This is a genomic window from Sulfitobacter sp. S190, from assembly GCF_025141935.1.
Classification (GTDB): domain Bacteria; phylum Pseudomonadota; class Alphaproteobacteria; order Rhodobacterales; family Rhodobacteraceae; genus Sulfitobacter.
Window position 1 is genome coordinate 2,503,726 of record NZ_CP081120.1, and the last position, 23,553, is coordinate 2,527,278.

General features: G+C 63.2%; 21 protein-coding genes. 5 read left to right on the top strand and 16 right to left on the bottom strand.

Annotated features, from left to right (window positions below; translation table 11 throughout):
- Positions 1 to 28: 28 nt before the first annotated feature.
- The 7 genes from K3756_RS12570 to K3756_RS12600 all read right to left on the bottom strand — a co-directional run bounded on the left by K3756_RS12570 (position 29) and on the right by K3756_RS12600 (position 5,834).
- A complete protein-coding gene (locus K3756_RS12570; RefSeq protein WP_259987869.1) occupies positions 29 to 2,074 on the bottom strand; it encodes an acetyl/propionyl/methylcrotonyl-CoA carboxylase subunit alpha in 2,046 nt (681 codons plus the stop codon).
- Positions 2,075 to 2,187: 113 nt separating this feature from the next.
- Complete coding sequence (locus tag K3756_RS12575) at positions 2,188 to 2,394, bottom strand: hypothetical protein (protein WP_259987871.1); 207 nt, start codon at positions 2,392 to 2,394, stop codon at positions 2,188 to 2,190.
- 337 nt (positions 2,395 to 2,731) lie between these two features.
- On the bottom strand, positions 2,732 to 3,079 hold the full coding sequence (locus K3756_RS12580) for a hypothetical protein (protein WP_259993557.1): 348 nt from the start codon (positions 3,077 to 3,079) through the stop codon (positions 2,732 to 2,734).
- A 78-nt stretch (positions 3,080 to 3,157) separates the two neighbouring features.
- Positions 3,158 to 3,304, bottom strand: coding sequence for a hypothetical protein (locus K3756_RS12585; RefSeq protein ID WP_212705255.1), 147 nt, complete (start codon positions 3,302 to 3,304; stop codon positions 3,158 to 3,160).
- A gap of 214 nt (positions 3,305 to 3,518) precedes the next feature.
- The gene (locus tag K3756_RS12590) at positions 3,519 to 3,899 is read right to left on the bottom strand and encodes a DUF6497 family protein (RefSeq protein WP_259987876.1); all 381 of its coding nucleotides are present in this window, start codon (positions 3,897 to 3,899) and stop codon (positions 3,519 to 3,521) included.
- Between the two features lie 22 nt (positions 3,900 to 3,921).
- Positions 3,922 to 4,185 (bottom strand): Rho termination factor, encoded by a 264-nt coding sequence (locus tag K3756_RS12595; protein ID WP_259987878.1) that lies wholly within the window; start codon positions 4,183 to 4,185, stop codon positions 3,922 to 3,924.
- Positions 4,186 to 4,301: 116 nt separating this feature from the next.
- Positions 4,302 to 5,834 carry an acyl-CoA carboxylase subunit beta gene (locus K3756_RS12600; protein ID WP_259987880.1) on the bottom strand — a complete coding sequence of 511 codons (1,533 nt, stop codon included), beginning with the start codon at positions 5,832 to 5,834 and terminating at the stop codon, positions 4,302 to 4,304.
- 168 nt (positions 5,835 to 6,002) lie between these two features.
- Here K3756_RS12600 and K3756_RS12605 point away from each other — a divergent pair, with 168 nt between their 5' ends.
- Both K3756_RS12605 and K3756_RS12610 read left to right on the top strand, forming a co-directional pair.
- A complete protein-coding gene (locus K3756_RS12605) occupies positions 6,003 to 7,250 on the top strand; it encodes a multidrug effflux MFS transporter (protein ID WP_259993558.1) in 1,248 nt (415 codons plus the stop codon).
- 56 nt (positions 7,251 to 7,306) lie between these two features.
- Positions 7,307 to 8,707 carry a short-chain fatty acyl-CoA regulator family protein gene (locus tag K3756_RS12610; RefSeq protein WP_259987882.1) on the top strand — a complete coding sequence of 467 codons (1,401 nt, stop codon included), beginning with the start codon at positions 7,307 to 7,309 and terminating at the stop codon, positions 8,705 to 8,707.
- Here the strand turns inward: K3756_RS12610 and K3756_RS12615 are convergent.
- From K3756_RS12615 to K3756_RS12645, 7 genes are all read right to left on the bottom strand, one after another.
- A complete protein-coding gene (locus K3756_RS12615; protein ID WP_259987884.1) occupies positions 8,704 to 9,378 on the bottom strand; it encodes a thermonuclease family protein in 675 nt (224 codons plus the stop codon). The two genes, K3756_RS12610 and K3756_RS12615, sit on opposite strands and share 4 nt — an antisense overlap.
- A gap of 90 nt (positions 9,379 to 9,468) precedes the next feature.
- On the bottom strand, positions 9,469 to 11,127 hold the full coding sequence (gene betA / locus K3756_RS12620; protein ID WP_259987886.1) for a choline dehydrogenase: 1,659 nt from the start codon (positions 11,125 to 11,127) through the stop codon (positions 9,469 to 9,471).
- A 262-nt stretch (positions 11,128 to 11,389) separates the two neighbouring features.
- A complete protein-coding gene (betB, locus tag K3756_RS12625) occupies positions 11,390 to 12,841 on the bottom strand; it encodes a betaine-aldehyde dehydrogenase (RefSeq protein WP_259987888.1) in 1,452 nt (483 codons plus the stop codon).
- A 72-nt stretch (positions 12,842 to 12,913) separates the two neighbouring features.
- Complete coding sequence (locus K3756_RS12630) at positions 12,914 to 14,098, bottom strand: BCCT family transporter (protein WP_259987890.1); 1,185 nt, start codon at positions 14,096 to 14,098, stop codon at positions 12,914 to 12,916.
- Positions 14,099 to 14,155: 57 nt separating this feature from the next.
- Positions 14,156 to 15,664, bottom strand: coding sequence for a choline-sulfatase (betC, locus tag K3756_RS12635; RefSeq protein ID WP_259987893.1), 1,509 nt, complete (start codon positions 15,662 to 15,664; stop codon positions 14,156 to 14,158).
- Positions 15,661 to 16,236, bottom strand: coding sequence for a choline-responsive transcriptional repressor BetI (gene betI / locus K3756_RS12640; RefSeq protein ID WP_259987895.1), 576 nt, complete (start codon positions 16,234 to 16,236; stop codon positions 15,661 to 15,663). The genes betC and betI overlap by 4 nt, the downstream gene beginning before the upstream one ends.
- A gap of 80 nt (positions 16,237 to 16,316) precedes the next feature.
- On the bottom strand, positions 16,317 to 17,219 hold the full coding sequence (locus tag K3756_RS12645; protein WP_259987897.1) for a DMT family transporter: 903 nt from the start codon (positions 17,217 to 17,219) through the stop codon (positions 16,317 to 16,319).
- Positions 17,220 to 17,674: 455 nt separating this feature from the next.
- Between K3756_RS12645 and K3756_RS12650 the strand changes: the two genes are divergently transcribed.
- Positions 17,675 to 17,923, top strand: a complete 249-nt coding sequence (locus K3756_RS12650; protein WP_259987900.1) for a hypothetical protein — start codon at positions 17,675 to 17,677, stop codon at positions 17,921 to 17,923.
- Between the two features lie 153 nt (positions 17,924 to 18,076).
- Here the strand turns inward: K3756_RS12650 and K3756_RS12655 are convergent, their stop codons facing one another.
- Positions 18,077 to 18,820 carry a YebC/PmpR family DNA-binding transcriptional regulator gene (locus tag K3756_RS12655; RefSeq protein WP_259987902.1) on the bottom strand — a complete coding sequence of 248 codons (744 nt, stop codon included), beginning with the start codon at positions 18,818 to 18,820 and terminating at the stop codon, positions 18,077 to 18,079.
- 156 nt (positions 18,821 to 18,976) lie between these two features.
- Between K3756_RS12655 and K3756_RS12660 the strand changes: the two genes are divergently transcribed.
- Positions 18,977 to 20,749, top strand: coding sequence for an SLC13 family permease (locus tag K3756_RS12660; protein WP_259987904.1), 1,773 nt, complete (start codon positions 18,977 to 18,979; stop codon positions 20,747 to 20,749).
- A 99-nt stretch (positions 20,750 to 20,848) separates the two neighbouring features.
- Complete coding sequence (locus tag K3756_RS12665) at positions 20,849 to 21,706, top strand: bile acid:sodium symporter family protein (protein WP_259987906.1); 858 nt, start codon at positions 20,849 to 20,851, stop codon at positions 21,704 to 21,706.
- Positions 21,707 to 21,710: 4 nt separating this feature from the next.
- Here K3756_RS12665 and K3756_RS12670 read toward each other — a convergent pair whose 3' ends face one another.
- Positions 21,711 to 23,483: an SLC13 family permease gene (locus K3756_RS12670; protein ID WP_259987908.1), complete on the bottom strand. Its 1,773-nt coding sequence runs from the start codon at positions 23,481 to 23,483 to the stop codon at positions 21,711 to 21,713.
- Between the last annotated feature and the right edge of the window lie 70 nt (positions 23,484 to 23,553).

The window sequence follows — 23,553 nt, forward strand, 5'->3', positions numbered from 1 at the left end:
CCGCGCCGGCCCTTATGGCGCTTTTGCTTCATTCAAATTCCATGATGACATCGTCCACCGCGAGGCTGTCGCCCGCAGCGGCGTTGGTTTTGGACACGATGCCCTTCTTCTCGGCGCGCAGGATGTTTTCCATTTTCATCGCTTCGATGGTGCAGAGCGCCTGGCCTTCCTGTACCTCGTCGCCCACTTCCACGTCGAGTTTCACAACCAGACCCGGCATCGGGCAAAGCAGCAGCTTTGACGTATCGGGCGGCAGTTTCTCGGGCATCTTGCGGGCCAGTTCGGCCTGCCGCGGGGTACGCACATGCACCTTGAGATCGGCACCACGGGTGCGGATGCGGAACCCGCCCGACACTTTGCCCACCTTCAGGACCAGCGGCGCGTCGGCGACCTTCATCGTGGCCAGCTGATCGCCCGGGGTCCAGTCCCCCGAGACGCGCAGCGCGGCACCGTCGGCAAACCGCACCGTCGCGCCGGCCTGATCCGCTTCGATCACCACGTCAAAGCTGTGGCCTTGCAGGGCGACATTCCAGTCGGTGCCGACCTTGCGTTCGTGGTTGTCCATGCGGCCCGACACCCGCGCCCGGCGGATTTCGCCGACGCGGTGCATCGCCGCCGTTGCCGCCGCGATGCGGCGCAGTTCGGCTTCGGGCAATTCGACGCCGGTAAAGCCGTCGGGATACTGCTCTTCGATAAAGGCGGTCGTCATGGTGCCGTCGATAAAGATCGGGTGGTCCATGACCGCGCTCAGAAACGGCAGGTTATGTCCGATGCCCTCGACCTCGAAACTGTCGAGCGCCACGCGCATCCGCTCGATCGCCTCGGCGCGTGTGGGCGCCCATGTGCACAGCTTGGCGATCATGGGATCGTAGTACATGCTGATCTCGCCGCCCTCGTAGACGCCGGTATCGTTGCGCACGGCCATCTCGGCCGCGGGTGCATCACCCTGCCATGTCCCCTGCTCCAGCAGCGGGCCCGCGGCCATCTCCTGCGGCGGGCGGTAGCGGGTCAGCCGCCCGATGGAGGGCAGGAAACCGCGGTAAGGGTCTTCGGCGTAGAGCCGGTTTTCGATCGCCCAGCCGGTCAGCGTCACGTCATCCTGCGTCATGGTCAGCCGTTCACCATTGGCCACGCGGATCATCTGCTCCACCAGATCCACGCCGGTGATCAGTTCGGTCACCGGATGCTCCACCTGCAAACGGGTGTTCATTTCGAGGAAATAGAAGTTCTTGTCCCCGTCCACAATAAATTCGACCGTGCCCGCGCTGGCGTATCCGACGGCCTGCGCAAGGGCCACGGCCTGTTCGCCCATCGCGCGGCGGGTGTCTTCGTCGAGGAATGGCGACGGCGCCTCTTCGACGACCTTCTGGTTGCGGCGCTGGATCGAGCATTCACGTTCGCCCAGATAGATGCCGTTGCCGTGGCTGTCGCATAGCACCTGAATTTCGATATGGCGCGGCTGCGTGACGAATTTCTCGATGAAGATCCGGTCATCGCCAAAGCTGTTGGCGGCCTCGTTCTTGGACGACTGGAACCCCTCACGGGCCTCGTCATCGTTCCACGCGATGCGCATGCCCTTGCCGCCGCCGCCCGCCGAGGCCTTGATCATCACCGGATAGCCGATTTCGTTGGAGATCTTGACCGCCTCGTCGGCGTCCGCGATCAGCCCCATGTACCCCGGCACGGTGCTGACGCCCGCCTCCTGTGCGATTTTCTTCGAGGTGATCTTGTCGCCCATCTTTTCGATAGCACCCACGGGCGGACCGACAAAGGCCACGCCCGCGGCCTCGAGCGCCTCGGCAAAGGCCGCGTTTTCGGACAGGAAGCCATAGCCGGGGTGCACGGCCTGCGCGCCGGACGCCTTGATCGCCTCCATCACCTTGTCGATGACAATGTAGGACTGGTTGGCGGGGGGCGGGCCGATGTGGATTGCCTCATCCGCCATTTCGACGTGCAGCGCCTGCCGGTCGGCATCCGAATAGATGGCAACCGTCTGGATGCCCATCTTGCGGGCCGTCTTGATGACGCGGCAGGCAATTTCGCCCCTGTTGGCGATCAGGATCTTATTGAACATCATCTGTCCTTTTTGATGAATGAGGGGTGAGCACACGAAAAAAGCCACACAACCGGAAGGCTGCATGGCTTTGATTGGATTGGGGTGACGGGCGCAGGGCCCGCCGCGTCAGATCAGTTGCAGTTGACGACGCCGGTCTGGCAGGCCGCGATGTTGCCGGCAGCACCAATGGCAGCGCCCTGTCCGAGGCTGCCGCCCGTGACGGCTGCGGCACCTGCGCCGATGGCTGCGCCACCGATGGCCTGTTCACCGATTGTGTCGCCACACGCGGCGAGACCCGCACAGGCAACTGCGACAAGGGCGATTTTCTTGAATGACATGCTTCGATCCTCTTGGATGGTTGTATCGTTGACGCAACGCACGACGTTCCAATCGGTTCCCGCGCAACGGATGCCATTTTCGTGATCTTCGTCCAGACCCCGATCGGGGCAGAAACCGGCCCAAAAAAAACGGGCAGCAGGCTATTGGGACATGCCTGCCGCCCGGTAAGGGAAGGGGTATGGTTCTGAGACGAAAAACGTCCGAGGTTGGAGCCCGTGCGTTTCGCGTCCCTTACGTTTGCGCGTTTTGTCGCAGCTTGAAAGCGGCGAATGCCGGCGGGGCCTGCGTAGGCCAAGCTCTGCTCAAATGTGCAACTCATGCGCGAATTCATGCCGATCACGCCCCCACGATATCGGGAAAGCTTTGGCGGATGGCCGTTTCGTCGAGAACCAGCATCGCTTCGTAATGCGCGGGGTCGAACGGGTCGGTCGCAGGCAGGACTTCGCGCTCGAAAAACCACGACAGCCGCCCCGCGTCCAGATTGCCCCGCTCGAACGGTTCGGTGCCGAAATGGTCCCACAACGCGCGCAGGAAGGCTTCGTCGGCGCGGCGGTCGGGGGCACGCCGGTCGGGGCGCCGTTCGCGGCGGGTGATTTCCGTCGCCCCCTTGGGGTTGGCGCGGCGCAATGTGAACTGGAAGTCGGTGCCCGGCAGACGCCCGGGAAAGCCGCGGTGTTTGAGCATGTAGTCTAGTGCCATGCTGCGCCCTCCGCGGTGAGGGTGCGGGTCAAGGCGGGCGCGAACGCCCGCCCTGTCGTGAAGTTACTTGTACTTGCCTGTGAACACAGGCTCCTGGCTGATCGGCTCTGGATCGACCACGACAAATTCTTCGACCTGCTGCTCTTTGGCACAGGCGGCAACTGCGGCGATAAGACCGAATGCTGCCAAAAGTTTGATGCTCTTCGACATCTGAGACTCCTGTCTGTTGTGACGCGGGAAAGACGTTTGAAACCTGCCTTTGTTCCCACATGAATGTCAGACGACACAAATGTGTTGCCCAGCGGCACCGTACCGCACCGCCGCGTGGCGCGATACGCCGCCGTAACAGATCGGCGGATTTGTGGCGTCAAAGCCGCAGATTGGCGCGCCGGCAGGGGTCTGGCCGCAAGATATTGTGTAGGCATCAGAATCCGTCCCAGATGCAGGCCCCGTTATCGGGGCGGAAGGCTTCGAAATATTGGGTGATGTCGGGGTCGAACGCGCCGAATTCGATCGGTTGGTCCATAAATGAAATGACGATCCGGTCGCCGGTGAGCTCGTACTCGGTCATGTAGGGGATCACGAATGTCTCGCACAGGTACAGCATGTCGATCTCGGCCACCTCGAAAGGCAGCTGTTCTTCGCCCGGTGCGATCTGGGGAGCGATGAACCGAAAGCGCAGGAACGTCAGCGGATCCTGCGCGTCGACCAGAACCTCGTGCAGCTGGACCGTCTGCTGCGATGGCAGATCGGTCGCGGCGGCCGCCGGGGCCATCAGCATGAAGGCGAGCGCGGCCCGTTTCATGGCGCCACCGCCGGTGCCTGCGTCAGCTGTTGCGCAGCGCCTCGATCAATTCGGATTTGTCCATGTCTGAACGTCCCTCGATCTCCAGTTCTTGCGCACGCGTGTAAAGGTCGTCCTTTGTCCAGTCCTCGTAGGGTGGCTGTTTGCCCCCCTTCTCGCCCGGTGACATGTCCGAGCTGGCCTGTGCATTCGCGATGCGCGCGGCCTTCTGCTTGGACGCACCATCCTCGCGCAGCGCTTCGTAGGTTTCGTCGTCCTTGACGGACGGTCCGTGGTCTTTTGCCATGATCGTCTCCTTTCACGCACAACGTCACGACCGGCCCGCCGGTTCCCGCGCACACTGCGGGCCGGACAGGCATCACCGAAACGGTATGGGGAAAGAAAAGCGGCGTCATCATCGGCTCACAGCGGGATGTTGTTGTGTTTCTTCCACGGCATGCTGGCCTTTTTGTTGCGCAGGCTGGCAAAGGCACGCGCGACCCGTTTGCGGGTGGAGCGCGGCTGGATCACCTCGTCAATGAAGCCACGCTCGGCTGCGACAAAGGGATTGGCAAAGCGGGTTTCGTAATCCGCTGTGTGCTGGGCGATCTTTTTGGCATCGCCCAGATCGGCGCGGTGGATGATTTCGGTCGCGCCCTTGGCCCCCATCACGGCAATCTCGGCGGTGGGCCAGGCATAGTTGAAATCAGACCGCAGGTGTTTGGACGCCATCACGTCATAGGCCCCGCCGTAGGCCTTGCGGGTGATCACGGTCACCATTGGCACAGTCGCTTCGCCATACGCAAACAGCAGCTTTGCCCCGTGCTTGATAACGCCGCCATATTCTTGGCTGGTCCCCGGCAGGAAGCCCGGCACATCGACCAACGTCAGGATCGGGATTTCGAACGCGTCGCAGAACCGCACGAAACGCGCGGCCTTGCGGCTGCTGTCGATGTCCAGACAACCGGCCAGCACCATCGGCTGGTTGGCGACCACACCGACACTGCGCCCCTCAAGACGGATAAAGCCGGTGATGATGTTCTTGGCGAAATCTTCCTGAATCTCGTAGAAATCACCCTCATCCGCGAGCTTGTGGATCAGTTCTTTCATGTCGTAGGGCGTGTTGGGATTTTCGGGCACCAGCGTGTCCAGCGACGCCTCGATCCGGTCCGGTTCATCGAAGAACGGGCGCACGGGGGGCTTTTCGCGGTTGTTGGAAGGCAGGAAATCCACGAGCCTGCGGACCTCGGCCATCGCCTCGACGTCATTCTCGAACGCCCCGTCGGCAACGGAGGATTTGCGGGTGTGGGTGCTGGCGCCGCCCAGCTCTTCGGCGGTGACCTGTTCGTTGGTCACGGTTTTGACCACGTCGGGGCCGGTGACGAACATGTAAGAGGTGTCTTTGACCATGAAGATGAAGTCGGTCATCGCGGGGCTATAGACCGCGCCGCCCGCACAGGGGCCCATGATCACGCTGATCTGCGGGATCACGCCCGAGGCTTCGATGTTGCGCTGGAACACTTCGGCGTATCCCGCAAGGCTTGCCACGCCTTCCTGAATACGCGCGCCGCCGCTGTCGTTGATGCCGATGACAGGCGCGCCATTCTGGATCGCCATGTCCTGTATCTTGCAGATTTTCTGGGCATGGGTTTCGGACAAGGAGCCGCCGAACACCGTGAAATCCTGACTGAAGAGATAAACAAGCCGCCCGTTGATCGTGCCCCAACCGGTGACAACGCCGTCGCCTGCGGGCTTTTGCTTTTCCATCCCGAAATCGGTGCAGCGATGCGTGACGAACATGTCGAATTCTTCGAAAGAGCCTTCATCCAGCAGCAGATCGATGCGTTCACGGGCCGTCAGCTTGCCGCGCGCGTGCTGCGCGTCGATGCGTTTCTGGCCACCCCCCAATCGGGCGTCGGTGCGGCGATCGTCGAGCTGTTGCAGAATGTCTTTCATGGCGGGCTCCTCCCCTTGCGTTGGCCCTGTTTAGCCAAGCGGACGGGGGAACCAAAGGGGATTCCGGCAAATTTGCAAATTCTATTCAGTCGCATCGCTGCGAATTGCAAAACTGCGAAGCGCAATTCTGGATGGACAGGTTGAACCGATGCGTTTAGTTCCGTGAGCATGCAACATATCCGCGAAGATCTGGCGCCGGTACAACTTGGCGACCGGAACAGCCCCCCGCATATCCTGACCCTGATCCTGCTGGCTGGCATGTCCGCCACGGTGATGAATATGTTCCTGCCCAGCCTGCCCCGCATGGCCGACCATTTCGACACCGAGTATAGCGTGATGCAGTTGTCGGTGGCTGTGTATCTGGGGTTCAGCGCGGTCATGCAGCTGTTTATCGGGCCGATTTCGGACAAATTGGGCCGGCGGCCCGTGATCCTGTGGGGGGTCGGGGTGTTTCTGGCCGCGACCGTCGGCTGTATCTTCGCCAGCAGCATCGAAGTCTTCCTGATGTTCCGGATGTTGCAGGCCGTCGTGGCGGTGGCCATGGTGCTCAGCCGCGCCGCGGTACGCGACATGTACGCCGACAATCAGGCCGCCTCCGTGATCGGATATGTCACGATGGGCATGGCCGTCGTGCCGATGATCAGCCCCGCTTTAGGCGGCGTATTGGATGAGCTTTTTGGCTGGGAAGCGGTGTTCTGGGCCCTGTTCGCCATGGGCGCAGGCGTCTGGCTGATGGCGTGGAGCGATATGGGAGAGACCGCGCAGCCCTCGCACAAGAGCATTTTCCAGCAGTTCGCCGAGTATCCCGAGCTGCTGAGCAGCCCGCGCTTCTGGGGGTATGCGCTGGCCTCCGGTTTCTGCTCGGGCGCCTTTTTTGCCTATCTCGGCGGGGCGCCGTTTGTGGGCAAGGAAGTCTTCGGCATGTCGCCTTCGGTGCTCGGCTTTTTCTTCGGGGCACCGGCTGTGGGCTATTTCTTGGGCAATTTCCTGACCGGACGGTATGCCACGCGCTTTGGCGTGAACCGGATGGTGTTCTGGGGCTGCATGGCAAATGCGGTGGGCGGGGCCATATCCCTACTCATTTTCCTTGCAGGCTACGGCACGCCCGTCAGCTTTTTCGGGATGATGACACTGGTCGGTCTGGGCAACGGATTGTGCATTCCCAACGCCACGGCGGGCATGTTGTCGGTGCGCCCGCATTTGGCGGGCACCGCGTCGGGTCTGGGCGGTGCGATCATGATCGGCGGCGGCGCGGGTCTCAGCGCGCTGGCCGGTGCGCTGCTGAACGAAAACACCGGCGCCTTCCCGCTGTTGTGGCTGATGTTCCTGACCGCGCTTGCGGGGCTTGCCTCCATCTGGACGGTGGTGCGTCGCGAACGGACACTGGCGCTGCGAGGCGGACCGACACCCTTGTGAGCGCCGCTTTGCAAAGCTAGGGTGCGGCGCGTGCAAAGTTGCAAAGGGCTGCGATCATGGCGACACAAAAGCTTTATGCGGGGGCAAAGCTGCGCGAATTGCGCACGCGGCTCGAACACACCCAGAAGGATTTCGCCGCCCGGCTGGGCGTGTCGCTGCCCTATCTCAACCAGATGGAAAACAACAACCGGCCCGTGTCCACGACGGTGGTTCTGGCGCTGGCGTCGGAATTCGGGCTCGATGTTACGGAATTGAGCGCGGGCGACGGCGAAAGGCTGGTCTCGGACATGCGCGAGGCGCTTGCCGATCCGCTTTTCGAAGGGGACATGCCGCCGCTGGCCGACCTGCGGCTTGCCGCGTCGAACGCACCGGGGCTGGCGCGGGCCTTTCTGGCCCTGCACCAGAACTACCGGCAGGTGCACGAACGGCTCGCGTCACTGGACGAGGCGTTGGGCCGCGAGGACAGCCGCGCCACCCCCAGCCCATGGGAAGAGGTGCGCGATTTCTTCCATTACTGCGACAACTATATCGACGCCGTCGACCGCGCAGCGGAGCATTTCGCCGCCCGCCACGCCGGTCCGCAGGGCATCCGTGCCGCGGCGATCGAGGCGCTGTCGCAGCGCGGTTTGCGGGTGATGTTCACCGATATGGATGCCATGCGGATGGTCGATCCTGCGGCCGGAACGCTGCAGATCTCGTCGCGGCTGACCGAACAGACACAGACGTTCCAGATCCTGCTGCAGGTGGCCCTGCGCACACAGGACAAACTGCTCGATGCCACGCTCGATCTGGCGCGGTTCCACACGCCTGCGGCCCGCGACATTGCCAAGATCGGGCTGGCCAACTACTTCGCGGGCGCGGCGCTCATGCCCTATACCGCCTTTCAGGACCACGCCCGAAGCTGCCGCCACGATCTGGAAATACTGGCCCAGCATTTCGGCGCATCCATCGAACAGGTGGCGCACCGGCTCTCCACCTTGCAGCGTCCGGGGGCGAAGGGGTTGCCCTTCTTCTTTGTCCGGGTCGATCAGGCCGGCACCATCACCAAACGCCATTCCGCCACGCGGCTCCAGTTTGCCCGGTTCGGCGGCGCCTGTCCTTTGTGGAACGTGCACCGCGCCTTTGAGACCCCTTCGCAATTCCTGCGCCAACTGGCCGAAACCCCCGATGGCGTGCGCTATATCTCCATCGCGCGGGACATTTCGAAATCCGCAGGCCGGTTCGGCGCGCCGCTGCGCCGGTTTGCCATCGCCTTGGGGTGCGAGGTCCGGCACGCTTCCGAACTGGTCTATGCGGACGGTCTGGACCTCAGCCGCGACAGTGCGTTTGAGCCGATCGGGATTTCGTGCCGCATTTGCGAGCGCAAGCAGTGCCACCAGCGCGCGGTGCCCCCGCTGGAGCGCAATCTGGTCGTCGATCCGAACCGGCGCGACCTGCTGCCCTACCGCGTGGACTAGCGGCGTGCGGCCCGCCAACCGGCGGCGCGGGCGGCCTCGGCCGAGCAGAACCACCGCTCGCCCTTGTCTGTATTGATGCCGGTGCGTTCGTAATGGGCCTGTTGTGGCATATGAAAGATGCGGGTGCCGGACCCGCTGATATTGCCCTTGATCGGACAGGCGGCGTCCGGCGGGATGCGCCCTTTTGCACGGGTGGCACGGTGCTGGGCGGGGCTTTGCAGACGCTGCGCGTGCAGCCCGCGGTCCAGCCGTGCCGCGTCACGTTCCAGCGCCGCATAGTCATCGCCATACCGGACATAGGCAAAGGCCAGCCCTTCGCCGACCAGCCACGCCCCGATGTCGTCACCGTCAAGATTGCAGCGCGCCACGTGGCGTCCGTATCTGTCGCGCTCCATCAGGTTGCAGCGGATTTCGTCGCCCTGCAACCGGGCGCGCACCGCATCCGTCACCCAGGCCCCGCAGCCCCACTGCACACCCTGTTCGGTGCGGCAGGTCTGGTCATTCTCGGGGGCATCGATCGCATGCAGGCGGATGCGCGTGCCGTCCACGTCAAGCGTGTCGCCGTCAATGACCCGCGCCGGGCCGCTGACCGTGTCGGTGGACACGGGCGCGCAGGCCTGAACCGTCAGGCCCACTGCTACCAGCGCACCACATATTGATCTTACACTCACCACAAACCGCTATATGGGCGCGGCGGTATGCTTTCACAACCGTTAATCCTGCAAAAGGGTTAACGCGACAATGCGGGCGCGCCGGAGGTCCTAGCGTTGCGCATTTTCCCAGTCGGGATGCACCCACGGCGTCTCGTTGGAGGCGGCCAACGGGTCTTTGCCCAGCACATGATCGGCCATCTTTTCGCCCACCATGATCGACGGCCCGTTGAGGTTGCCGTTGGTGATGCGCGGAAAGATCGAACTATCCGCCACCCGCAGCCCGTCCACCCCGATCACACGGCCCTGCGGATCGACAACGGCGTCGGGATCGTCGGCGCGGCCCATGCGGCAGGTTCCGCAAGGATGATAGGCGCTCTCGGCATGGGCGCGCACGAAATCGTCGATCTCGTCGTCCGTCTGCACGTCCGATCCGGGCAGGATCTCGTGTTTGACATAAGGGGCAAAGGCCTCCTGCTCGAAAATCTCGCGGGTCAACCGGACCACGCGCCGCCATTCAAGCCAATCGTCGTCATGCGACATGTAGTTGAAGAAGATACGCGGATCATCCGCCGGATCGGAGGAGCGCAGCGACACCCGCCCGCGGGACTTGGACCGCATGGGGCCGGTGTGGGCCTGAAACCCGTGCCCCTCGGCGGCGGCCTTCCCGTCATACCGCACGGCGATGGGCAGGAAATGGTACTGGATGTCGGGATAGGGAATACCGGCCCGACTGCGGATGAACGCGGCACTTTCAAACTGGTTCGATGCGCCCATGCCCTTCTTGGTAAACAGCCACTGCGCCCCGATCACCGCCTTCGACATGAGGTTCCAGTGTTTATAAAGCGTGATCGGCTGGCTCGACGCCATCTGGAAATACACCTCCAGATGGTCTTGCAGATTGCCCCCCACACTCGCGCGGTCCGCGATCACGTCGATGCCATGCTCGGCCAGATGCGCGCCCGGACCGATGCCCGACAGCATCAGCAGCTTGGGCGAGTTGATGGAAGAGGCCGCGATGATCACCTCACGGCGGGCGCGGATGGTTTCTGTTTTGCCGCCGCGCCGGACCTCGACGCCGGTGGCGCGCCCCTCCTCGATCACGATCCGCTGTGCCAGCGCGCGGGTCACCGAAACCGTATCGCGGCGCAGGGCGGGCCGCAGATAGGCGTTGGCCGCAGACCAGCGGCGACCGTTGAAGACCGTCTGCTCCATCGGGCCGAAACCCTCCTGCTTGCGGCCGTTATAGTCGTCGGTGCTCTCGTAACCCGCCTGCCGGCCTGCATCGACGAAAGCCCGAAACAGCGGGTTCTTGCGCGGACCGCGGCTGACATGCAGGGGCCCTGCAGTGCCCCGCCAGTCGCTTTCGCCCCCGTGGCCCCCATCGTGCCAGGTTTCCATCCGCTTGAAATACGGCAACACATCGGCATAGCTCCAGCCATCGGCGCCGCTGTCGCGCCAGTGGTCGAAATCCATCGCGTGCCCGCGCACGTACACCATGCCGTTGATCGACGATGACCCGCCGATGACCTTGCCACGCGGACACACGAGCCGCCGACCGCCCAGACCCGGTTCTGCCTCGGACATGAAGCCCCAGTCGTAGCGCTTCATGTTCATCGGATAACTCAGCGCCGCCGGCATCTGGATGAACGGCCCCGCATCGGTGCCCCCGTGCTCGATCACCAGCACCGAATGCCCGGCCTCCCCCAGACGGTAGGCCATGGCACAGCCCGCCGATCCGGCGCCGACAATTACAAAATCCGCTTCCATCGTCCCGTTCCTTCGCCTTCGTGATTCCGCAACGGGTCAAGGAGGCGCGCAGCGCCCCGGGCACAGCCCGGCCATGTCCTTGAGGCGTTGGGGAATCGCACTCAAACTCGTCGAGGTGCCTTGAGGCGCGCATTGCGCCCTCAAGCACCTCTGTGCAGACAGGACAGCGCGTGCGGCCTGCCCGGTCCGTGCTTTTCTGCGAGAACCTGCGCGCCCTGCCCCCTAAAAAAGGCGTGCGCGCAGCGCTCCGCAGGATCACCGCTCAGAACGGCGCTTCCACGTCGCCCATCCGCACGTAAACGGATTTGACCTGGCTGTAGTGCTCGATCGCGGCTTTGGAATTCTCGCGGCCCACACCCGATGCCTTCACCCCCCCGAACGGCGCCTCGACCGGCGCGTCATTGTAGGTGTTGATATAGCAGGTGCCCGCCTCGAAACGGGCCGCCACGCGATGCGCGCGCGCCAGATCGCGGGTAAACACGCCTGCGGCCAGCCCGAATTCGGTGTCGTTGGCGCGCGCCATCACATCCGCCTCGTCCTCGAAATCGAAAACCGCCATCACGGGGCCAAAGATTTCCTCGCGCGCGATGGTCATCCCGTCGGTCACATCGGCAAAGACCGTGGGCTGTATAAAGTATCCGTCGCCCTCGATCTCGGCGCCGCCGGTCACCAGCCGCGCGCCCTCTGCCTTGCCCGTCTCGATGTACTTCAACACGATGTCGAGCTGGTTGCGCGACACCATCGGGCCAAAGCTCGTGGCCGGATCCATCGGATCGCCGATCACCGCCCCTGCCAGACGCTCGGACAGCCGCTCGAGGAACGCCTCCTTGATGTCCTTGTGCACGAAGACCCGCGTCCCGTTGGAACAGACCTGCCCCGAGCTGTAGAAATTGCCCAGAATGGCGCCCGATACGGCATTCTCGATATCGGCATCCTCGAACACGATCATCGGGGATTTGCCACCCAGCTCCATCGTGACGTGCTTCATGCCCGCGGCAGCGGCAGCATAGACCTTGCGCCCCGTGGGCACCGACCCGGTCAGCGACACCTTGTCGACCCGCGCGTCCGTGACCAGTTTCGCGCCGACCTCACCCATGCCCTGAATGACATTGTAGAGCCCCGCGGGCAGGCCCGCCTCATGCAGGATCTCCGCCACTTTCAGCGCGCACAGCGGCGTGGTCTCGGACGGTTTGAACACGACCGCATTGCCACAGGCCAGCGCAGGCGCGCCTTTCCAGCAGGCGATCTGGGTGGGATAATTCCATGCGCCGATGCCAACACAGACGCCTAACGGCTCGCGGCGGGTATAGACCCAATCCTCGCCCAGCTGGATATGCTCTCCGGTCAGTGCGCCGGCCAGTCCGCCGAAATACTCCAGCGCGTCCGCACCTGACGTGGCATCGGCGACCGAGGTTTCCTGATAGGGCTTGCCGGTGTCATAGGTCTCCAGCACCGACAGATCGTGGTTGCGCGCGCGCATGATGTCGGCGGCGCGGCGCAGGATGCGGCCCCGCTCTGTCCCGGTCATCGCGGCCCAGGCGGCCTGGGCCGTGCGCGCGGCATCCAGCGCCATGTCGACAATCGCGGGCGTGGCGGCATGCACGGTGGCAATGACCTCGCCGGTTGCGGGGTAAACCACGTCGATCTTCGCACCTGCGGTGTCTTCGACATAGGCGCCATTGATGAAATGGCTGGCTTCGGGTTGGGTGTTCATAGGGCCTCTCATGTGTCGGATGGGGCAGCCCGCGTGGCGCGGGCGACCCCTTTGATGGTCAGATTGCGCGGATCATTCGGCCGGCACGTTTGCATTGCCCGTCAGCGCGCTCAGCTTGCCGCGCTTGACGAAAAACATATACGCCAACGCCGCGAGATAGATGCCGATCACCACCGTGCCGACCCACTGGATCTGCAGCCACTGGCTCTGGAACAGCAGCGTCAGCACAAACAGGCCGATCGCATTGGCCAGCACGTAGGACACGGTGCCGAACCGTTCGGTCGTCAGGTTCAGGTTGTCGGTATAGAGCCGGATCAGGCTGTCGAAGGAATTGATCACGAAGACAATGCCCACGACTGTCATGGCCCAGTTGGGCACACCCGCGGTACCGATGCCGTTGAGGAAGTAGAAATACAGCACCGAAAACCACAGTGCCAGGGGGATCGACGGGAACACCAGCAGCGCCGCCAGCAGTTGCCACGTCTTGAGCCCGCCCACGAAACGGCTGACGAACTGGCCGATCATGATGGACCACGCGAACCACCAGAAAAGGTAGAATTCGTGGTAATCGGTCAGCGGCACGATGAACTTGTGGATGTTCGAGAAATAGCCGCCGATGTTGCTGGCACTCGAGGCCAGATCGCCCACGCCCATCCCCGCGTTGAGGAACATGTAGAGGATCAGGCCCAGAAACAGCACCGTGGAGCTGACCGACAGGACCTTGACGAATTTCAGGTCCGTGGAGCTGAACGCGGCGACAAGGATCACCAGGAAGCAGATCAGGTAGAACACCGGCAGGATCGTCTCACCGTCGCCCACTTCGGCGATATAGTAGGGCATGTAGATCAGGAAAAGCGCGCCGGTAAAGGCGCAGGTCGTGATGATGACGATGTTGTTGAGCACCTTGATCACGGGGATTTCAAAGAACTTCACCCGCGGCTCGATCGCGCAGAAATAGAAGGTCGTCAGGAAGTAGAACGCCCAGATCAGAAACCCCCAGAACCCGAATTCCAGCGCCAGCGGATTGGTGAACGCATAGGCAGGCTCGGCTGCCGTATCGGCATAGAGCGGAAAGTCGAAGGCCAGCGGGAACATGATCAGCCCCACATCCAGCCCCGAAGTGAACAGGATCGCGATAAAGGTGAAAAGCGGCACCGGGGTCACGCCGGTCAGCGGCAGGTTCCACCACTTGATGACGCAAAAGATGACCAGCGCGAACGCCAGTATGACGCCGAATGATATGATCGATGTAAGCATGTTGTCCCTCTTGTTGTTCTTGTTCGTTCCGGCCTGCGCGACGGGGTCGCGTGGCCGTTATTCACCGCGGGGAAAGCGCTTGTTCTCTTCGAGCACGTTGAGGTCCATGTGGTTGCGCATATAGGCCTCGGACGCGTCACGCAGCGGTTGGTAATCCCACGGGTAATAGCCCCCCTTGCGCAGGGCTTCGTATACAATCCAGCGCCGGGCCTGGCTTTTGCGGACATCCGCGTCATAGGCCGCGAGGTCCCAGCGGGCTTCCGATTTCGCGCGCAACTGGTCAAGCGTGTCACGGTGCGCGGGCACGTCCGCGAGATTGTGCATCTCGTGCGGGTCCGCGTCCAGATCAAACAGCTGGTCGGGGTCGAGCGCACAGCGGTTGTATTTCCACTTGCCATAGCGCAGCGACACCAGCGGGGCATAGGATGCCTCGGCTGCATATTCCATCGCCACCGGTTCGGTCCGCTCCACGCCCTGCCCCATCGGCACAAGGCTCTGGCCGGTGGTCCACGGCATGATCTCGGACATGTCGACCCCCGCCAGATCGCACAGCGTGGGGCACACGTCGATGTTGCTGACCGGCGTGGTCTGCAGGCCGGGTTCCATCTGCGGGGCGCTGATCATCATCGGCACACGGGCGGAGCCTTCGAAAAAGCTCATCTTGAACCACAATCCGCGCTCGCCCAGCATGTCGCCGTGGTCGGATACAAACAGGATGATCGCCTCTTGCCGCGTGTCTTCGAGGGTCTGCAATATCTCGCCGATCTTGTCGTCAAGATAGCTGATGTTGGCGAAATATGCGCGGCGGGACCGGCGGATGTCCTCCTCGGTGATGTCGAAATCGCGCCAGTTGTTGGCGTCGAAAATCCGCTGCGAATGGGGGTCGTGATCGGCATAGTCCATCGCGGGCACCTCCGGCAGCAGGTGTTCGCAGTCTTCGTAGAGATCCCAGTACTTCTTGCGCGCCACATACGGATCGTGCGGATGCGTAAAGCTCGCCGTCAGGCACCACGGCCGCGGATCGAGCCCGCGCGACAGGTCGTAAATCTTGCGCGTGGCCTCGTAAGCGACGGCATCGTCGTATTCCATCTGGTTGGAGATTTCGGCCACGCCCGCACCGGTGACCGAGCCCATGTTGTGATACCACCAGTCGATCCGCTCGCCCGGTTTGCGGTAATCCGGGGTCCATCCGAAATCCGCCGGATAGATATCGGTGGTCAGCCGTTCCTCGAACCCGTGCAGCTGATCGGGGCCGACGAAATGCATCTTGCCCGACAGGCAGGTCTGGTATCCCGCGCGGCGCAGGTGGTGCGCGTAGGTGGGGATGGAAGAGGCAAATTCGGCTGCATTGTCATACACGCCGGTGTCCGACGGCAACTGCCCCGACATGAACGCCGCCCGCCCCGGCGCGCACAGCGGCGACGCGGTATAGGCATTGCGGAACCGGGTCGAGCGCGCCGCAAGCTTCTTGAGGTTGGGTGCGTGCAGCCAATCGGCGGGCCCGTCGGGAAAGAGCGTTCCGTTCAACTGGTCAACCATCAGAATGAGGATATTGGGTCGGGTCATGATGTGGCTTTCAGCAGGGTTTCGAGAGTGACCAGCGCAGTGCGCATTGCCCCGTCGCTAGAGGTATCGTCGGACAGCGCGGCGCGCAGATACAGACCGTCGATCAGCGCCGCCATCGTTTCGGCAAGCCGTTCGGGCGTGGCGGACACAGGCCGCAATGCGTGGGTCAGATTGCTGCGCAGCCGGGACTGGTAGATCCCCAGCAGACGTTTGGTATCGGGCGTTACCCGCGCCGAGGAATACAGCGTCATCCACGCGCAGACCGTGGCGGGCGCAAAGCAGGTCGGCGCAAAGCTCGCGCGGATGATCGCTTCGGCGCGTGCGTGCGGCGTGCGGGCCTGTGCCAGTTCGCGGCGCACCTCATCCCCGTATTCGCGCAGGATATGGCGCATGGCGGCCAGAAATATCTGGTCCTTGCCGCCAAAGTAATGATGCGCCAGTGCGGTCGACATTCCCGCCGCCTTGGCGATCTGCCCCACCGTCACATCAAGCGACTGGGTGCGCCCGATCTCGGCGATCGTGGCATCGATGAGCGCTGCACGGCGCAGCGGTTCCATTCCCACTTTGGGCATCAGAATCAGCTTTCGGTTGCGTTCCCGCCACCGTAGTTTCATTGACTGACCAGTCAATCAAAATTAATTAGTTCGCATTTTCAGACCTTTGTGGCGTGCGACACCGGTGTAATCTGCGCCTTCAGCACCGCTTCGCGCCATGTGATGAAGCTGACCGAGCCAAGGATCACCAGACCGCCCAACACCACCCAGATGTCGATCGCCTCCTCGAACCAGATCACGCCCAACAGCGTGGCCCAGACCAGTTGCAGGAACGTGACCGGCTGCGTCACCGTCACGGGCGCGGCGGCAAAGGCAAGCGTCATGGTGTAATGGCCCGCGGTGGCAAAGCTGGCCACACCGGCCAGAAACAGCATCTCGCGGCCCGTGGGGCGGATCCAGTCGGCCGCGGCAAAGGGCGCCAGCCCGACCGTCACGAAGATCGACAGCAGCGCCACGATCACCGCCGGCTTGACCTCATCGGCGAGCACCTTGGCCGTCAGGTAGCTGCCCGCAAACACCACCGCCGCAAACAGCATCGCCAGATGGCCGCCCGACACCTCGCGAAATCCCGGACGCAGGATGATGACCGCTCCCAGCAGCCCCAGCACCACCGCCACGATCCGCCGCGTGGCCAGCCGTTCGCCCAGAAACAGGGCCGCGCCCACGGTGACATAGATCGGCGCGAGATAGTTCATGGCCGTGACTTCGGCGATCGGGATGCGCACCATCGCGTAGAACCACAAGATCACGCCGCCCGCGTGGCAAAACCCGCGCACCGAAAACAGCGCCCACTGGCGGCGGGTCAGACGCGTGTCGCGCAGCGTGCCCAGCACCGGCAGCAGAAACACCAGCCCCAGCGCGTACCGGATGAACGCCGCCTCGCCCGCCGGCATGCGTGGTCCCATCGTCTTGACCAGCGCGGTCACCATGATGAAGCAGCCCCCCGTTACCAGCATCCAGAAGATGCCGACCAGCGGGCGCGGAGGTGTGGTTGATGTCATACCCAGACATGACAACACCCCAGACTTGTATTCAAGGGCGATGATCACCGGCCTATTCGTGCGACGGAAAGTTTGTTTCGCTGCGTAAAAGAACAATTGAAACAGGGACCAACACGGAGATTGCCTATGCCCCTACCCGCCTGCTGCATGCCTGCTATGCGCCGCCACAGGCGCAATCGCTCTTGCGGCTGCACAATCACAAGAGGTAGGACGCGCCTCCGGCTCACCGGCGATCACCAACCGCTCACGCAGTTGCGTTTTGTCCGTGTAACGCCGCACCGCTAGATTGGATTGCATCAGGAAGAGGAAATGCGTGTCGGCAGACCTTCGCCACCCCATGGCAGAAATCATCCGACCGATCACATTTTTTTCAACTGAAATGAAACTGAACGACCAGACCTAGCGTATATAGAACATAGCACCTATCTGAAGCCTCAGATACGAAGGATAAAAAGATGATCGACGCACCACAGAAGCTGGAAATCAGCCAGAAAGAGATCGAATTGATCGAAGCCGCCTTGCAGACGCAGTCCAAGATCCTGCGTGTGCAGGCCAGTGCCGGCGGATCGGGCGCTCGCGAAAAGCTCAACGATGTGAAACGCACGCTCGCCACGATCACTGCGCAACGTGACAACCAACGCAGCAAATCCTGCGCTGGAACAGGCCTGTCGGGTCTGGTCCGCTTCATGACGCAGGCGACCTGATCCCCCGGATCGCTTGCCCGTGACGTGAGTTCAGGCCGCCCCGCATTTGGGGCGGCTTTTTTTGTGGCGCTGCGGCGCGCAAACAAAAAAAAGGCACGCCGCGCCGGCGACGTGCCTTTTCAATGTCTATCCCTTGCGGGACCGGGTCAGTGGCTACTCCAGCTGCTCCATCACCTCGTCGGAGGCTTCGAAGTTCGCGGTCACGCGCTGCACATCGTCGTCGTCTTCCAACGCGTCGATCAGCTTCATCAGCTTTTGCATGCCCTCGAGGTCCATCTCGGTGGTGGTGGTCGGCTGCCAGATCAGCTTGGTGCTGTCGCTCTCGCCCAGTTCCGCCTCAAGCGCGTTCGATACGTCATTGAGATCGGTATCGGCGCAATAGATCGTGTGCCCGTCCTCCGAGCTTTGCACATCTTCGGCGCCCGCCTCGATCGCGGCCATCATCACGGTATCCGCATCGCCCACATCGGCCGAATAGGTCACCTCGCCCTTGCGGTCGAACATGAACCCCACCGATCCGGTCTCGCCCAGATTGCCGCCGTTCTTGGTAAAGGTCGATCGCACGGTCGACGCGGTGCGGTTGCGATTGTCGGTCATCGTCTCGACGATCACGGCAACGCCGTTCGGGCCATAGCCCTCATAGCGGATTTCCTCGTAGTCGTCCCCGTCGCCCGCCTGCGATTTCTTGATCGCGCGGTCGATGACATCCTTGGGTACCGAACTGGATTTCGCTTCCTTCACGGCCAGACGCAGGCGCGGGTTCTTGTCGGGGTCGGGATCACCCATCTTGGCCGCAACGGTGATTTCCTTGGACAGTTTGGAAAACAGTTTCGAGCGCAGCTTGTCCTGGCGCCCCTTGCGGTGCTGGATGTTTGCCCATTTTGAGTGGCCGGCCATGTCGGTCTCCGTATCGGAATTTCGAATTGCTGCGCTTATACGTCAGCGCCCATGACCTGAGCAAGGCTCTGTGGTGGCTTATCGAACCTGCCCGCGGCGGGGGCCGATTTGGCCTTCGCCCTTGCCCTTGGCGGGGTGGTGAAACATGGTGCGCGGATGAACCAAGATCAGATTATCCTCTTCGCGCTTTTCGGCGCTGTCTTCGGCCTGCTGCTGTGGGGCCGGTTCCGCTATGACATCGTCGCGTTTTCGGCCCTTATGGTGGGGGTCGTGCTGGGCGTCGTTGAAACAAAGGACGCCTTTTCAGGCTTCGGGCATCCCGCGACGCTGGTCGTCGCGCTGGTGCTGGTGGTGTCGGCGGGGCTGGTGCGCTCGGGCGCGGTGCTGCTGATCACCCGCACGCTGGTCGATGCCTCGCGCAGCCTGGGCGCGCATATCACGCTGATGGGGGCCGTGGGGGGCGTATTGTCTGCCTTCATGAACAACGTAGCCGCGCTCGCACTGCTGATGCCGGTCGATATCCAGACCGCGCGCAAGGCGGGCCGTGCTCCGGGGCTGTCGCTGATGCCGCTGTCGTTCGCCACCATACTGGGCGGCATGGTCACGCTGATCGGGACGCCCCCCAACATCATCATCGCCTCCATCCGCGAAGAAAGCCTCGGCGCGCCCTTTGCCATGTTCGATTTTGCACCGGTCGGCGGGATCGCGGCACTGGCGGGTCTGGCCTTTGTCGCGCTGATCGGCTGGCGGCTTATCCCCGTGCGTGATGACGGATGTCTGAAACCCGAGGATGTGGCCAATTACGTCGCCGAACTCGTGGTCCCCGAAGACAGCAAACACATCGGCAAGCGCCTGTCGGAGCTGGACGACGAGGCCGACAAGGCCGACGTGGCGATCCTTGGCCTGATGCGCGAAGGCAAACGCCGCTATGGCCGGGCGCGCACCGCGCAATTGCGCGCCGGCGATGCGCTCGTGCTCGAAGCGGCCCCCGATGCGCTGGATGAATTCCGCTCGGCGCTGGATCTGGCCGTGGCCGAGGCCGAGCGTGAAGAACGGCTGCGCGCAGACGGTGACGGCGTCGAGATCATCGAGGTGGTCGTCACCGAAACCAGCCGTCTGGCCGGGCGCAGCACCCAGTCCGTGGGGCTCGCATGGCGCAGGCGGACCGTGCTGCTGGGCATTTCGCGCAGGGGCCGGAAGATCACGTCACAGCTGCGCAAGGCCAAGCTCGAGGTGGGCGACATCCTGTTGCTGCTGGTGCCGCGCGATCACGGGGACGAGGTGTCCGAATGGTTGGGCGCGCTGCCGCTGGCCGACCGCGGTCTGGCCATGACCGAGAACAAGAAGGTCTGGCTGGCCATCGGGCTTTTCGCGGCTGCCGTGGCTGCGGCGTCTGTGGGCCTGATCTATCTGCCCATCGCGCTGGGTCTTGTGGTGGTGGCCTATGTGCTGGCGAAAATCGTGCCATTGGCCGAGCTTTACACCCACATCGAATGGCCCGTGGTGGTCCTTCTGGGGTCGATGATCCCGCTGGGTGCCGCGCTGGAAAAATCGGGTGGTACCGAGCTGATCGCGGACGGTCTGGTCGGGCTGACCGAAGGCTGGCCCGCCTGGGCGGTGCTGACGGTGCTGATGGTCGTGACAATGACGCTCTCGGATGTGCTCAACAACACGGCGACGACAATCGTGGCCGCACCCGTGGGCATCCAGATGGCCAACACGCTGGACGTTTCGGCGGACCCGTTCCTGATGGCGGTGGCCATCGCGGCTTCGGCGGCCTTCCTCACGCCGATCGGGCACAAGAACAACACGCTGATCCTCGGGCCCGGCGGCTATGGCTTCGGAGACTACTGGCGCATGGGCCTGCCGCTGGAAATCATCGTGGTGGCGGTGTCGATCCCGTCGATCCTCGTGTTCTGGCCGCTTTGACAGCCGCCCTGACGCTACGGCAGGAATAAATCCTTTGGCGGGGCTGCCCTCCCGTGGCAGTTTCACGCAAAATGCGCACGCCCGCGCGGGGGAGCCCCGATGGATATTCTGATCAACGTCGTTTTGCCACTGTCGCTGGCGATCATCATGCTGTCGCTGGGCATTGGCCTGACACTCGACGATTTCGCCCGCGTCGCCCGCCAGCGTCGGGGGTTTCTGGCCGGTGCCGTGTGCCAGATGCTGTTGCTGCCGCTGGTGGGGTTCACCGTGGCGACGGTCTTCGGGCTGTCGCCGGAACTGGCCGTGGGGGTCATGCTTCTGGCGTTGTGCCCGGGCGGGGTGACGTCAAACATCCTGACACGGCTGGCGCGCGGTGACGTGGCGCTGTCGGTATCGCTCACGGCGGTCATTTCGCTGGTATCGGTGGTGACGATGCCGGTGCTGGCGGCGTGGTCGGTGGCGCATTTCATGGGGGCCGCCGCACCGCAGGTGTCGGTGACCTCGCTGGGCATCGCGATGTTCGTCATCACTGCCCTTCCGGTCTGCCTCGGTGTGGCCGTGCGCCACAAGGCGCCGCAGTTCGCCGACCGGGTAGAGCCTGTCCTGACCAAACTGGCGACCGCATTGTTCATCCTGATCGTGGTGGCCGCGCTCGGCTCGAACTGGGCGCTTTTCGTCGAAAACATCGCCGTTCTGGGCCCGGTCCTGATTACCTTCAACGCCGCGCTGATGCTGATGGGGCTGGCGGTCGCGGCGCTCTGCGCGCTGGACACTGCGGGGCGCAAGACGCTCTCGATCGAAACGGGCGTGCAGAATGCCACCCTCGGCATCACGCTGGCGGCGCTGATTTCGGGGCAAACGGACGGGTTCAGCACGCTGGCCATGCCGTCGGCGTTCTACGGCGTGACCATGTATCTGGTCGCCGCACCCTTCGTGCTGTGGTTCCGGCGCGGCTGAGCGCTCACCAGAACAGCGGGATCGTCACGCTGGAGATGACCGACATCGACAGGTTGAGCGGGATCCCCACCTTCATGAAGTCGCTGAACTTGTAGCCCCCCGGCCCGTAAACCAACGTGTTTGTCTGGTATCCGATGGGCGTGGCGAACGCGCAGGACGCCGCGATCATCACCGCCACCACCAAGGGGCGCGGATCAAGCCCGAGCGCCGCCGCAAGGCTGATCGCGATGGGCGTCATGATCACCGCCACCGCATTGTTTGACACGATTTCCGTCAGGATCGTGGTCAGCAGGAACACGCAGAAAATCACCATCGGCAGCGGCATATCCCCCAGCGTGGGCGATATCGCATCGACGATCATCGCCACCGCACCTGTGTGCTGCAGCGACGCCCCCACCGCCAACATCGAAAAGATCAGCGCCAGCAGACGCCCGTCGACGTATGAGAACGCCTCGTCCGCGTCGATGCAGCCTGTCACCAGCACCAGCGCCACCGCGATCACCGCCAGCATCAGGATGGGGGCGACATTGAGCGCCGCAAGTGCCACAATCGCGATCAGGCCGCCCACGGCTATCGGCGCGTGGCCGCGACGGTAGGCGCGTTGGGAGGGTTGGCTCACGTCGACCATCTCCATATCCGCCGCCAGCCGCTGGATGTCCTCCGCCGCCCCTTCCAGCAGCAGGGTATCACCCACTTTGACAATAAGATCATCCAGTTGGCGACCGATGTTCTGGTTGCGGCGGTGGACGGCCAGCGGATAGACCCCGTACCGGCGGCGCAACCGCAGCGACCCGAGACTGCGGCCCACCATCTTGCAGCCCGGCGTGATCAACACCTCCACGGTGGTCGTCTCGACCGCGGACACCTGATCGACGCGCTTGAGCTCCTTGTTGGCCTGCAGGCTCAGCAATTCCGTCATCTGCGTGCGCAGCACGACCCGGTCGCCCACCCGCAGCGTCACCGCCGCCAGATTGCGGCGCAGCGAGGCATCACCGCGCACAACGTCGATCAGACGCACGCCGTCGCGTTTGAACAGCTTCACATCCAGCACTTCGCGCCCGACAAGGTTGCTGTCCGGCGGGATCACCGCCTCCGAGAAGAATTTCATCTTCGAGCGGTCGCTGAGCATCCCCGCCATGCTGTCACGGCTGGGCAGCAACCGCCGCCCGATGGTCGACATGTAAAACAGCCCCCACGCACAGACGACCAACCCGATGGGCAGGATCTCGAAAATGCCGAAGGGCTCCAGCCCCTGACCCCGCGCCACACCATCCACCAGCAGGTTTGTCGACGTGCCGATCAACGTGAGCGACCCGCCCATGATCGCGGCATAGCTGAGCGGGATCAGCAGCTTGGACGCCTTGGTGTCCAGCGTCTTGCTCAGCTGCACCACCACCGGGATCATCACCACCACCACGGGGGTGTTGTTCATGATGGCACTGGCCCCCATGACCGACAGGATCACCCCCACAACGGCCATTCGCGGATTGGTGCGGGCGTGCCGCTCGGCCAGCGCGGTCAACACCTCAAGCGCGCCGGTGCGCACCAGCGCCCCCATCACGATGAACATCGCCGCAATCGTCCATGGCGCCGAATTCGACAGTACCGCCAGCGCATCGTCGTAGGGCAACAGCCCCAGCGCCAGCATCACCGACGCCCCCGCCAGCGCCACAACTTCGGTCGGAAAACTCTCGCGCAGGAACAGAACGAACATCACCACGACGACCGTCATGCTCAGAACCGCTTGCGTTGTCTGCGGCAGGTCTAGAAAATCCATGCGTGGGGGTCCCCCGATGGCTGGCCCGTGCTGGATGTAGCGGTGGCCGGAACTGGCGTCATGTTTCGCG